9 protein-coding genes, 1 tRNA gene and 2 pseudogenes are annotated in these 11,707 nt (G+C 61.7%); 5 read left to right on the forward strand and 7 right to left on the reverse strand.

Annotated features, from left to right (window positions below; translation table 11 throughout):
- Nucleotides 1-160: 160 nt before the first annotated feature.
- Both EDF71_RS21740 and ispF read left to right on the forward strand, forming a co-directional pair.
- Nucleotides 161-925 carry a 2-C-methyl-D-erythritol 4-phosphate cytidylyltransferase gene (locus EDF71_RS21740; RefSeq protein ID WP_133858635.1) on the forward strand — a complete coding sequence of 255 codons (765 nt, stop codon included), beginning with the start codon at nucleotides 161-163 and terminating at the stop codon, nucleotides 923-925.
- A gap of 86 nt (nucleotides 926-1,011) precedes the next feature.
- Complete coding sequence (ispF, locus tag EDF71_RS21745; protein ID WP_243854393.1) at nucleotides 1,012-1,512, forward strand: 2-C-methyl-D-erythritol 2,4-cyclodiphosphate synthase; 501 nt, start codon at nucleotides 1,012-1,014, stop codon at nucleotides 1,510-1,512.
- A gap of 69 nt (nucleotides 1,513-1,581) precedes the next feature.
- On the opposite strand, the gene EDF71_RS21750 is transcribed toward ispF, so the two are convergent.
- The 4 genes from EDF71_RS21750 to EDF71_RS21765 form a co-directional block, all read right to left on the reverse strand.
- Entirely contained in the window at nucleotides 1,582-1,977 is a 396-nt protein-coding gene (locus tag EDF71_RS21750; protein ID WP_133858621.1) for a GFA family protein, read from the reverse strand.
- A 94-nt stretch (nucleotides 1,978-2,071) separates the two neighbouring features.
- Nucleotides 2,072-3,589, reverse strand: coding sequence for a sensor histidine kinase (locus EDF71_RS21755; protein ID WP_133858622.1), 1,518 nt, complete (start codon nucleotides 3,587-3,589; stop codon nucleotides 2,072-2,074).
- Between the two features lie 161 nt (nucleotides 3,590-3,750).
- The gene (gene ompR / locus EDF71_RS21760; RefSeq protein WP_021027409.1) at nucleotides 3,751-4,482 is read right to left on the reverse strand and encodes a two-component system response regulator OmpR; all 732 of its coding nucleotides are present in this window, start codon (nucleotides 4,480-4,482) and stop codon (nucleotides 3,751-3,753) included.
- Nucleotides 4,483-4,805: 323 nt separating this feature from the next.
- Nucleotides 4,806-5,594, reverse strand: coding sequence for a 3-hydroxybutyrate dehydrogenase (locus EDF71_RS21765; protein WP_133858623.1), 789 nt, complete (start codon nucleotides 5,592-5,594; stop codon nucleotides 4,806-4,808).
- A gap of 113 nt (nucleotides 5,595-5,707) precedes the next feature.
- Here EDF71_RS21765 and EDF71_RS21770 point away from each other — a divergent pair, with 113 nt between their 5' ends.
- The 3 genes from EDF71_RS21770 (at nucleotide 5,708) to EDF71_RS21780 (ending at nucleotide 9,080) form a co-directional block, all read left to right on the forward strand.
- Entirely contained in the window at nucleotides 5,708-6,643 is a 936-nt protein-coding gene (locus tag EDF71_RS21770) for an alpha/beta hydrolase (protein ID WP_133858624.1), read from the forward strand.
- 138 nt (nucleotides 6,644-6,781) lie between these two features.
- Nucleotides 6,782-8,920 carry a bifunctional (p)ppGpp synthetase/guanosine-3',5'-bis(diphosphate) 3'-pyrophosphohydrolase gene (locus EDF71_RS21775; RefSeq protein ID WP_243854397.1) on the forward strand — a complete coding sequence of 713 codons (2,139 nt, stop codon included), beginning with the start codon at nucleotides 6,782-6,784 and terminating at the stop codon, nucleotides 8,918-8,920.
- An 83-nt stretch (nucleotides 8,921-9,003) separates the two neighbouring features.
- A tRNA-Val gene (locus EDF71_RS21780) sits at nucleotides 9,004-9,080 on the forward strand.
- A 75-nt stretch (nucleotides 9,081-9,155) separates the two neighbouring features.
- Here EDF71_RS21780 and EDF71_RS21785 read toward each other — a convergent pair.
- The 3 genes and pseudogenes from EDF71_RS21785 to EDF71_RS21795 all read right to left on the reverse strand — a co-directional run.
- Nucleotides 9,156-9,914, reverse strand: a complete 759-nt coding sequence (locus EDF71_RS21785; RefSeq protein WP_133858626.1) for a site-specific integrase — start codon at nucleotides 9,912-9,914, stop codon at nucleotides 9,156-9,158.
- A gap of 68 nt (nucleotides 9,915-9,982) precedes the next feature.
- A pseudogene (locus EDF71_RS21790) lies at nucleotides 9,983-10,699 on the reverse strand (IS3 family transposase); the annotation flags it as partial.
- Between the two features lie 14 nt (nucleotides 10,700-10,713).
- Nucleotides 10,714-11,610 (reverse strand): annotated as a pseudogene (locus EDF71_RS21795) (IS3 family transposase); the annotation flags it as partial.
- Nucleotides 11,611-11,707 lie beyond the last annotated feature (97 nt).

The following is an 11,707-nucleotide window of genomic DNA, read 5'->3' on the forward strand; positions in this document are numbered from 1 at the left end:
TGCAACCTCTGCATTCTAAAATACCCCCATGAACCAGACCGTCCACAACGAATTGATCCCTGCTGTACCCAGGGCCGCCCCCGACGTGGCTGCGCCGGTGACGCTGCCCGCAACGGTGCCGCCCGCAGACCCGGGCACCCAGACCCAGGCGCTGGGGGAGATGCGGCAGGAGGTAGTGGCCAAGTTCTGGGCCTTTTTGCCCTGCGCCGGGGTAGGTGCCCGGGCGGTGGATGCCAACCGACCGGCCCATGTGCCCAAGCAATACCAGGAGGTGGCGGGTTGGCCGCTGGTGCTGCATACCTTGGCCGCCTTTATGGCGGCCAAGCCGCTGTCGGGCGTGCTGGTGGGGGTGAGCCCTGGCGATGATTTCTTGCAGCGCTACCAGCGGCCAGGCTTTGCCATCAGCCCCTGCGGCGGCCCCAGCCGGGCCGATACGGTGGCCGGCGGTCTGCGCAGTTTGCTGGGCGACTCGGGCCTGGGCGCCCAGCCGCATGACTGGGTGCTGGTGCATGATGCTGCGCGCTGCCTGATCAAGCCCAGCCAGATCGAGCAGCTGATGCAGGAATGTGCGGCCGATGAGGTGGGTGGCCTGTTGGCGCTGCCATTGCCCGATACACTCAAGGCCGCTGCCACCGATGCCCACGGCCAAAGCCGGGTCAGCAGCACCTTGCCACGGGTGGACAAGTGGCTGGCGCAGACGCCGCAGATGTTCCGCATCGGCGCGCTGCTCGAAGCGCTGGAGCGCTGCCATGATGTGACCGACGAAGCCAGTGCCATCGAGGCGCTGGGCTTGCAGCCTCGCCTGGTGCCGGGCAGCAGTTTCAACTTCAAGGTCACCTTCCCCGATGACTTTGCGCTGGCCGAAGCCTTGCTGCTGCAGCGCATGGCCAGCGGTGAGAGCCAGGTGGCCGCGCTTTTTGAGTGATTCCCCGGTGATGCGCTGCCGAACCCTCGCAAGAGGGTGCGGCAGTGGTTTGCAGCTTGGGGTGATGTACATGGACGAGATAAGGGATGCAAATGCTGCAAATGCGCATTGGTGAGGGTTGGGATATTCATGCGCTGGTGCCCGGGCGTGACTTGATTTTGGGCGGCATCAAGGTGCCGCACACCACGGGCTTGCTGGGCCATTCGGATGCCGATGTGCTGCTGCATGCGATCACCGACGCCTTGGTGGGCGCTGCTGGTATGGGCGATATCGGCTCGCATTTCCCGGATACCGATGCCGCTTTCCGGGGTGCCGATTCGGCCGTGCTGCTGGCCGAGGCCATGCGCCGCGTGGCCGCCAAGGGCTGGCAGGTCAACAATGTGGACAGCACCGTCATCGCCCAGGCGCCCAAGCTGGCGCCGCATATTCCGGCCATGCGCGCCAATATCGCCAAGACCTTGGGTATTGATGAATCCCAGGTCAATGTGAAGGCCAAGACGGCCGAGAAGATGGGCCCGGTGGGGCAGGGCGCGGCGATGGAGGCCCGTGCGGTGGTGTTGCTGGTACGGGCTGGCGAGCAGGCCTGAGTCAAGCACTGGCAAGAAAGGATGACCGCCTGCCAGAGGCGGTCATCCAACGTGCCGTGAGGCACCAGCTCAGTTCTCTTCGTACTGCGCCAGCACTTGCGCCCCGGTGAGCTTGGGCGTGTCGTTGGCCAGATCGTAATAGGCCGGTTTTTCGTCGATGAAAATCTGCGAGGCCAGCTGCATGCCGTCCTCGTCCTGGAACAGGCCGGCCGACAGAAAATGCTCGTTCGTGGCCAGCAGGCGGTAGAACAGATGCGTGCCACAGTGGCTGCAAAAAGCGCGCTCAGCCCAGGGGGAGGACGCATAGCGGCTGACGGGGCCCGTCAACTCCACCTCGGTGCCGCCATGCAGGGTGAAGGCGGGGCCCTCACCCCAGCGCCTGCACATGCTGCAATGGCATACATGGACATCTTGGACGGTGGGGGCAGTCACATGGACCGCACCGCAAAGGCACTGTGCTTGCATGTCAACTCCTAGGGCAGGCATTCAGGTGCCAGCATTCTATGCACAGACGGGGCTTTGTGCCAGCGGCGCGCAGGCCGCTGGCGGGCGAGGGGCCTTATTGCAGGTCTGCCAGATTGGTCTGGGCACCTGGCAAATGCCGCTTGATCTGCGGGCGCAGCAGGCGGCGCTTGGGTTCTTTGCCAATGGCCTGGTCGGGTGCGCGGCGCAGGTAGATGCTGGTGACCAGGCCGGTGCTGCCGTCCGAGGCATTGACCATGCTCAAGCGACCACCCATGCGCTGCACGGTTTTCTCGACGATCGACAGGCCCAGGCCCGCGCCTGCAGCCGCCGTGCGGGCGGTGTCGCCCCGGTAGAACGGCTTGGTCAGGCTGCTCAGCTGGTCCTTGGAGACGCCGGTGCCATGGTCACGCATGCGGATGGTGACCGTGCTTTCGCTGAACTTGACGGTGATGTCGACGCGGGTGTGCGAGGCGCCGGGCGTCTTGCCATAGCGGCGTGCGTTTTCCAGCACGTTGGACAGCACCCGCGAGAGCTCGATCTCATCGGCATTGACCATCAGCTCTTCGGGCACCTTCATGTGCACCTGCAGCTCCTGGTGGTCTTGCACGGCGTAGACGCAAGAGGACACGACGCCGTAGACATTGACGGGGGCGAGCTTGGCGGCATGGTCGGGACGGGCGTAGTCGAGGAACTTGTCGATGGTGGCATCGAGCTGCACGATGTCGGCCACCATGTGCTCGCGCGCGACCTGGTCGAACACGCTCATCTCGGTCTCCAGCCGCAGGCGGGCCAGGGGCGTGCGCAAGTCGTGTGAGATGCCGGCAAGCATGACGGCACGGTCCTGCTCCAGCTTGGACAGGCGCTCGCTCATGCGGTTGAAGCCGATATTCACCTCGCGGATTTCGCTGGTGACCGCGTCTTCGTCCAGCTGGGCGGCAAAATCGCCTTCGCGCAGCCGGTTGGTGGCACTCGACAGCTGCTTGAGCGGCCGGTTGATGAGACCGGCAATCACCGCCGCACCGGCCAGCGACAGCGCCGCTGCCGTCAGCACCCAGACCAGCCAGGTCTTGCCGCCAGCGGGGTTGAAGCGCGAGGGCTCGATCAGGAACCAGTTCTGGTCGCCATCGATGGTGAAGCCCACCCACAGGCCTTCTTCGCCATTGACGCTGCTGGCCACGATGGTGCTGGAGCCCAGGCGTTTGGTGACTTCCTGCGTCAGGCGCGCGCCCAGCGGGGTGGAGTTGTCGATGGACTCGTACACATCCTTGGGCTCGCGCGGCACGATGCGCACGCCTTCCTGGTCGGCCATGGTCTTGACCAGGGAGACGCGGGCGATGGCATCGGAATGCATCAGCGCGGCGCGGCTGAGGTTGACCAGGGACGCGATCTGCTGGGCCGTCTGGATGGCGCGGGGTTCCGTTTCGAGGGAGCGCAGGGTCTGCACCCAGGCGAGGATGCTGCCCGTCAGCAGGATGGCGAGCAGAAAGAAGGTGCGCCAAAACAGGTTGAGGCCGACGCGGGTGCGCTTGTTGCTGTGCGCGGCCGCTGCGGCGCTGCCTTCCAGGGGAGCCAGACCGGACTGGTCGGCTTCGTTAACGGGAGTGGGAGCCATGGTCCGTGTGCAGGTAAAGGGGTCAGTTCAGTTGGGAGGCCCAGAACCTGGATAGGTTCTCACCACAGATGCTATTGGACACCATTGTGTGCCTCTGGTGTAGATATAAAAAAACCGCCCTCAGCCTGGCTGGGGCGGTTGCAGGACATTCGGGCTAAAAATCAGTTGGCACCATCGGGTACGAACACATAACCCACGCCCCAGACGGTCTGGATGTAGCGCGGCGCAGCAGGGTCAACCTCGACCAGCTTGCGCAGACGCGATACCTGCACGTCCAGGCTGCGGTCAAAGGGCTCGAACTCACGGCCACGGGCCAGCAGGGCCAGCTTTTCACGCGACAGCGGCTGGCGGGGGTGGCGCACCAGGGTCTTGAGCATCGCGAATTCGCCGGTGGTCAGTGGCAGCTCTTCGCCATCCTTGGTCAGCACGCGGGTGCTCATGTCGAAGGTGAAGGGGCCGAAGTTGACCACTTCGTTCTCGCCCGATGGCGCGCCAGGCGCTTCTTGCGGTGGGCGGCGGCGCAGCACGGCGTGGATACGGGCCAGCAGTTCGCGGGGGTTGAAGGGCTTGCCGATGTAGTCATCCGCGCCCACTTCCAGACCCACGATGCGGTCCACGTCCTCACCCTTGGCGGTCAGCATGATGATGGGGGTGCGGTCATTGCTGGCGCGCAGGCGGCGGCAGATGGACAGACCGTCTTCACCGGGCATCATCAAATCGAGCACGATCAGATCCACGGTCTCGCGCAGCAGGATGCGTTGCAGGCCCTTGCCGTCTTCGGCAATCATGACTTCAAAGCCTTCATGCGACAGATAGCGGCGCAGCAGATCACGGATACGTGCGTCATCATCAACGACCAAGATTTTGTCGACGCGATTGGTTGCGGTAACCATGGGTGGAGTCCTCCGGTTGATATGTAACTTTTACATTTTGACCGGTTTTTGCTAAAAATGCGCAACTCCGACCCGTTTTTTGACCCATGGTTACAAAATTTGCGTTACATATGCAGTCTGGGAGATGGTTTCTGACGCAATAAATCGACTTTTTCCTGCATTTTTTGCGCAAATTACCGTTTTTAAAGAATCAGGAAGGCTGGATTTCAAAAATGTTTCATATTTATGCGTTTGGTGCATGGATGGCTTGAGGCATGAAAAAAGGCGCTTTCGCGCCTTTGATATGTAAGGGGCGCAGGGCCCCAATGATGACTGGCTGCGCCTTATTGCGCGACCCAGCCGCCATCCATGTTCCAGGCCACGCCGCGCACATTGTTGGCTGCAGGCGAGCAGAAGAACACGGCCAGCTCACCCAGCTCCTCAGGCGTGGTGAACTGCATCGAGGGCTCCTTCTCGCACAGCAGCAGCTTTTTGGCCTCTTCATTGCTGACATTCATTTGCGCGGCCTTGGCATCGACTTGCTTTTGCACCAGCGGTGTGAGCACCCAGCCCGGGCAGATGGCATTGCAGGTGATGCCGCTGGCGGCGTTCTCCAGCGCGGTCACCTTGGTGAGGCCCACGATGCCGTGCTTCGCAGCGACATAGGCCGATTTGCCGGCCGAGCCGACGAGGCCATGGACCGAGGCGATATTGATGATGCGACCCCAGCCTGCCTTTTGCATGGCCGGTAGTGCCAGTCGGCTGGTGTGGAAGGCGCTGGTCAAATTGATGGCAATGATGGCGTCCCAGCGCTCGACCGGGAAGTCCTGCACATTGGCCACATGCTGGATGCCGGCGTTGTTGACGAGGATGTCCACCTGGCCAAAGGTTTGCGTCGCATAGGCAAACATGGCCTCGATGTCGGCGGCCTTGCTCATGTCGGCACCGTGGTAGCCCACGCGGGCACCCGAGCCGCTGCTGCTGATGACGTCTTGCACTTCCTTGAGCGGCCCTTCGGAATCGCCAAAGCCATTCAAGATGATGTTGGCGCCCTGGCGCGCCAGCGCCTTGGCAATCCCCAATCCGATGCCGCTCGTCGATCCGGTGACGAGCGCTGTTTTTGCTTTCAACATCCAATATCTCCAGTTACTCGGTTAGTATTCATGCAAACGCAAGCATCCATCCTAAGGCAAACCCCAGCCACGGTTTGCCTGGTAGCGCTGCGTTCTTCTATATAAGAGGGGCCATGTACCAAGATCCACGCTTGCAGTATGTCACCTGTGCGGTGGCGGGGAATACGGACACGGGTCGCCAGGGTGCCACGCACCGGATGGCGTATTGGGAGTGGAACGACACCGGGGATCTGAACCACCCGCATGTGATCGTCTGCGCCCATGGCCTGACCCGGCAAGGGCGTGATTTTGATGTGCTGGCACGGCAGCTGGCGCTGCAGGCGCGGGTGATCTGCCCCGACGTGGTGGGCCGCGGCTACAGCGATTGGCTGGAGGACCCCGCCGGCTACCAGGTGCCCTTGTATGTAGCCGACATGCTGGCCATGCTGCAGCAGGTGCACCGTGCGGCACCCATTGGCAAGCTCGATTGGGTGGGAACCAGCATGGGTGGCCTCATCGGCATCGGCCTGGCGGGCGAGCCGAGCATTCGGCCGCTGATGCCCGCACCCATCCGCCGTTTGGTACTGAATGATGTGGGGCCGACCATCGAGCCCTCGGCACTGGCACGCATTGGCAGCTATGTGGGCCAGCACATGCTGTATGGCTCCGAGCAGGAAGCGGTGGCGGCCATGGGCCAGCTGTCCAAAGGTTTTGGCCCGCACAGCGATGAGGAATGGCTGGCACTGTCGCGCCCGATGCTGCGGCCGGAAGCCGGTGGCAGCGTGCGCCTGCACTATGACCCGGCCATTGCGCAGCCGATGCAGGCGATGACGCCCGAGATGGCTGCCGCTGCCGAGCAATTGCTATGGCGTCTGTACGAGCAGATCGATGCCGTCACCTTGGTGCTGCGCGGTGCAGATTCAGACTTGCTTTCTGCGCAAACGGCCCAATCTATGGCGGAACGCGGCCCCAGGGCGCGGGTGGTGGAGTTTGCCGGTGTCGGCCATGCCCCCACCTTGGTATCTTTTGATCAAACGGCTGCAGTGCTGGCTTTTTTATGCGGTGCGTAGCGCACGCCCCGGAGGGGGTGTGATGGTGGTGACAACATGAAAAGTCTTACGGCAGTCGCTCAGCCCGCGCCAGGCGCGGAACATCTTCCCCCGGAGCCAGTCTCCCCGCTGGTGGCTGCCACTGCCAATGCCTTGCCGATGCAAGACAATGTGCTGGCCCGGGCCCGCGCTTTCTCCGTACCGCTGATTGCTGAAGAGACTCTGGATACCGGCGAGAACGCCCTGCAGCACGCCGATGCTGTTGCTGCCATCCTCAAGCATATTGGTGGCTCCGAAGCCATGCAGGCGGCCGCTTACCTGGTGCACACCAGCGAGCAGCTGAACAAGCCGCGCGAAGTCATCGGCAAGGCCTTTGGCGAGAGCTATGCGGTGCTGGCGGTGGAAACCGTGGCGCTGATGAAGGTGCAGGCGCAGGCGCGCCAGGCCGATGCCGGCCATTTGGTCGATGACCCGGCCACCCAGACAGAGAACATTCGCAAGATGCTGCTGGCGTTCTCGCGCGACTTGCGCGTGGTGATGCTGCGGCTGACATCGCGCCTGCAGACCCTGCGCTGGTATGCGGCCACCAAGGGCCCCGTATCGCCCGCCGTGGCGCGTGAAAGCCTGCAGGTTTTTGCACCGCTGGCCAACCGCCTGGGTATCTGGCAGATCAAGTGGGAGCTGGAGGATCTGGCCTTCCGCTTTCTGGAGCCCGATACCTATAAGAAGATCGCCAAGCTGCTGGACGAGACCCGGGTGGAGCGCGAGCTCTATATGGTGGGCTTGCGCGAGCGGCTTGAATCCGATCTGCGCGCGCACAGCATCAGCGCGACCGTGGCTGGCCGCCCCAAGCATATCTACAGCATCATCAAGAAGATGCGCGGCAAGTCGCTGGGCTTTGACCAGCTCTTCGACATCCGCGCGCTGCGCGTGGTGGTGCCCACGGTCAAGGACTGCTATGCGGCCCTGTCCTTTGTGCACGAGGCCTTCAGCCCGGTGGAGTCGGAGTTTGACGACTACATCGCCCGGCCCAAGCCCAATGGCTACCAGTCATTGCACACGGTGGTGCGGGACGAGCACGGCAAGGCCATCGAGATCCAGATCCGCACCCAGGCCATGCACGACCATGCGGAAAACGGTGTGGCTGCCCACTGGGCCTATAAGGAAGCGGGCACCAAGGGCTATGCTGGCGTATCTGCCACCAGCGACTACGACGCCAAGATTGCGGTGCTGCGCCAGCTGCTGGCCTGGCGCAAGGACATGGTCGGCCAGACCCAGGACAGTGGCCTGTTTGACGACCATATCTATGTGCTGACGCCAAACGCGGCAGTGATCGAGCTGCCCCAGGGCGCCACACCGGTGGACTTTGCCTATTCGGTCCACACCGATCTGGGCCACCGCTGCCGGGGTGCCAAGGTCGATGGCCAGATGGTGCCGCTCAATACACCACTGCAAAACGGGCAGACGGTGGAGATCGTCTCCGTCAAGGAAGGGCGGCCTTCGCGCGACTGGCTCAATGCCGACCTGGGCTACCTGGTCAGCTCACGCGCCAAGGCCAAGGTGCGCGCCTGGTTCAATGCCCAGGTCACGCACGAAACGGTCAGCCGTGGCCGCGAGCTGGTGGAAAAGCTCTTGCAGCGCGAAGGCAAGACAGCGCTCAAGCACGACGACCTGGCGGACCAACTGGGCTTCAAGACCGCAGAGGCCTTGTTTGAGGTGGTGGGCAAGGACGAGCTGTCGCTGCGCACCATCGAAAACATCCTGCGCCCCCCAGAGCCCATGCAGGCCGATGACGAGCTGGTGCTGAGCCGCCCGCGCAAGGCCACCGAAGGCTCGGGCAAGGGCGGCGTGCTGGTGGTGGGCGTCGATTCGCTGATGACCCAGCTGGCCAAATGCTGCAAGCCGGCACCACCCGATCGCATCGGCGGCTTTGTGACGCGGGGCAAGGGCGTGAGCGTACACCGCCACGATTGCAGCAACTTCCGCGAGATGTGCGCCCGCAACCCCGAGCGCAGTATTGATGTGGAGTGGGGGCTGCCCACCAGCGGCCAGCGATCGGCCGAAGCGGTCTACCCTGTGGATGTGGCGGTGGAGGCGCATGACCGCCAAGGCCTGCTGCGTGATATCTCTGAGCTGTTCGCGCGGGACAAGACCAATGTGATCGGCGTACAGACCCAGTCCGTCAAGGGTACAGCCTGGATGACGTTCACGGTGGAGGTGTCGGATTCGGGCAAACTGGCCAAGGTGCTGGCCTCTGTGGCGACGGTATCGGGCGTGCGCTCGGTGCGCCGGAAATAGGGCTGAAAAGCACTATTTTCAAAAAAAGACTCAACTTTCCATTTGGGTCGTTTTTTCTGGCTATAATTTGAGTCTTCAACGACAGGCGCGTAGCTCAGCTGGTTAGAGCACCACCTTGACATGGTGGGGGTCGTTGGTTCGAGTCCAATCGCGCCTACCAAATTTTCCCTCTGAAGAGAACCAGACTTCAGGATAACAGGGAACTTCTGGGGAACTTTTCGAAGTTTCTTTTTGATCAAACCGCCTTTTTTAGGGCGGTTTTTTCGTTTCCGAGCAGCTGTTCTAGCTTTGCCTTCTCTCGACCCCGATCTGACCCGTCAATCCACTTGGCATAGACGGTGAAAAGCATCTTGGCATTCTTGTGCCCCATCTGCCTGACGATGTAGGTCGGGTTCACGCCTGCGCTTAGTGCATTGGTGGCATAGGTGTGCCGCGTCTGGTACGGCCGGCGCCACCGAATGCCGGTAGCTCGGAGAGCAGGGCGCCAGTAGGTGTCTCGCTGGCTGCGCTCATCGTGCCAAGGTTTATTGGTCCCCGGGTTCTCAAAGATCCTGCGGCCTTGCTCGCCATCCCGATGATCCACGCCGCCCAACATCGTCCAGGGCTTCATGGCCTCCAGTGCGCCGAGGGCACGGCTGACCAGGTCGACATCGCGGGAGTTGTAGGTTTTGAGCGGCTTCACCTCGCCTGAGGTCCTGGCGCGCTCCACGCGGATGGATGCGCTGGCCCAATCCACATCACCCCAGCGCAGTTCGATTAGCTCCTCTGGGCGCATGCCGGTCATGAAGGCGAATTCAAAATAGGCCCAGGCACGGATGTCGAAACGCTCCTTTAAGTGGGCAAGCACTTTCTCCATCTCAAAAGTCGAGAGAGGGTCAGGCGGGGGTATCTGGTGCTTGCTGTTCTCGATCCCCTCCATGGGGTTATCCATCTTGAGGCTGCGGCCGGCCAGCGTAAAAACCCCGCGCAGGCAGATCAAATAGTTATTCAGCATGTTAGTGCCGATGCAAATCTGATCAGCTAAACCACAAAGGGGGGTGTGGATAAAAACTTGGACTCGTTTTATGCCGTAAGTCCGAGGCTTACCCGGTATTCGATAGGGCTGAGAGAGCCAAGGGCGATCTTGATCCGCTTTTCGTTATACCAGCGGATGTAGGAATCGACCGTTTCGATGAACTCCTCAATGGTCGTGGCCTGCCAGTCCCGAGGATAAAACAGTTCCGTCTTGAGACGACCGAAGAATCCTTCACACGCCGCGTTGTCAGGCGAGCAGGCTTCGCGAGACATCGAGCGGGTTAGGTTCGCCTCGCTCATTCTCGATAGCCAGCCTGGCCACCGGTAGTGGCCACCACGATCAGAGTGGACCACGGGACGATCGTTGGTGTCTGCCACTGTCTCGATAGCTGCATCCAGCATTGTGTTGACGAGCTCAGCATCTGGATTCGTTCCAATGGTCCAGCTCACTACCGTGCCGTCGAAGCAATCGATGATCGGCGACAGGTAGATCTTGCCCGCTGGGATCTGGAATTCAGTGATATCCGTGAGCCATTTCTCGTTGGGGGCTGCGGCCTGGAAGTTGCGGTTGATGATGTTCTCGGGCGCTTGGCTGATCTCGCCGAGGTAGGACGTGTACCTGCGCCGTTTGGGCTTGGCCACGATTAACCTCTCTTGTTTCATCAACCGCTGCACGACCTTCTCAGATATCGACACGTCCTGCCTGGTCAGCGAGGCCTGCAGCCTTCGGTAGCCGTAGCAGCGGTGGTGGGCTTCCCCCAGTTTCCCGGACGCTTTGCCTAGCCCTTTAAAAGTTGCCGCTCCTCGAATTGAACTGGGCTAAGGTAGTTCAATTTTGAGTGTTTCCTGAACGGGTTGTAGAACCGCTCAATGTAGTCGAACACATCGGCCCTGGCTTGCTCCCTGGTGCGGTAGACCGTACGAGCGCAGCGCTCTGTCTTCAGTGTCGAGAAGAAGCTCTCCATCGCCGCGTTGTCCCAGCATTCACCGCGACGGCTCATGCTGCAGGTGATGTTCTGACTCTTCAATAACTTCTGGAACTCTTCGCTGGTGTACTGGCTGCCCTGATCCGAGTGATGCATCAGCGCAGTGGGTCGACCTCGACGCCACAAAGCCATCAGCAGGGCGTCGCTCACCATCCTAGCCTGCATGGTGTCACTCATTGACCAGCCTACAATGCGCCTCGAGTAGAGGTCCATTACGGCGGCCGCATATAACCAGCCCTCGGCCGTCCAGATATAGGTGAAGTCTGCAACCCACTTCTGGTTGGGCTCCAACGCCTCGAACTCGCGTTGCAGGTGGTTCGGCGCGATGTGATGCGCCAGCTTGGTCGCTCCATCTCCTGGAAGCTGACGGCGTTTGCGTCTTGCTTGCAGGTTCGCCAGCTTCATCAGCCGTGCTACACGGTTGACACCGCATTGCTCGCCGGTAGCCCTCAGGTCATGCCACACCCGCGGGCTGCCGTAGGTCCGGTCGCTAAGCTCGAAACTCTCTCGAATGCTGCGTGTGAGCCTGGCATCGGACAGGCTGCGCTCGCTGGCAGGCCTGCCGAACCACTCGTAGAACCCACTGGCCGAAACGTTCATCGCACGGCACATCGCTCGCGTGGGCCACACATCCCGATGGCGAACAATAAAGGCGTACTTCACAGCGGGTCCCTTGCAAAGTAGCGAGCGCTTTCCTAAGAAACACTCGGCGTCGGCGCTTCCTGCAGGGTGAAGCCGAACTCGGCTGCTCGGCGGTGCAACTGTTTGACAACTCGCTCGCGATATC

It is taken from the genome of Comamonas sp. JUb58, from assembly GCF_004364775.1.
GTDB lineage: Bacteria > Pseudomonadota > Gammaproteobacteria > Burkholderiales > Burkholderiaceae_C > Comamonas.

What these genes read in the sequence shown, in the direction of transcription:
- EDF71_RS21740 (WP_133858635.1), top strand. Translation starts at nt 161, where the DNA reads ATGCGGCAGGAGGTAGTGGCCAAGTTCTGGGCCTTTTTGCCCTGCGCC.
- ispF (WP_243854393.1), top strand. Translation starts at nt 1,012, where the DNA reads ATGCAAATGCTGCAAATGCGCATTGGTGAGGGTTGGGATATTCATGCG.
- EDF71_RS21750 (WP_133858621.1), bottom strand. Translation starts at nt 1,977, where the DNA reads ATGCAAGCACAGTGCCTTTGCGGTGCGGTCCATGTGACTGCCCCCACC.
- EDF71_RS21755 (WP_133858622.1), bottom strand. Translation starts at nt 3,589, where the DNA reads ATGGCTCCCACTCCCGTTAACGAAGCCGACCAGTCCGGTCTGGCTCCC.
- ompR (WP_021027409.1), bottom strand. Translation starts at nt 4,482, where the DNA reads ATGGTTACCGCAACCAATCGCGTCGACAAAATCTTGGTCGTTGATGAT.
- EDF71_RS21765 (WP_133858623.1), bottom strand. Translation starts at nt 5,594, where the DNA reads ATGTTGAAAGCAAAAACAGCGCTCGTCACCGGATCGACGAGCGGCATC.
- EDF71_RS21770 (WP_133858624.1), top strand. Translation starts at nt 5,708, where the DNA reads ATGTACCAAGATCCACGCTTGCAGTATGTCACCTGTGCGGTGGCGGGG.
- EDF71_RS21775 (WP_243854397.1), top strand. Translation starts at nt 6,782, where the DNA reads ATGCAAGACAATGTGCTGGCCCGGGCCCGCGCTTTCTCCGTACCGCTG.
- EDF71_RS21785 (WP_133858626.1), bottom strand. Translation starts at nt 9,914, where the DNA reads ATGCTGAATAACTATTTGATCTGCCTGCGCGGGGTTTTTACGCTGGCC.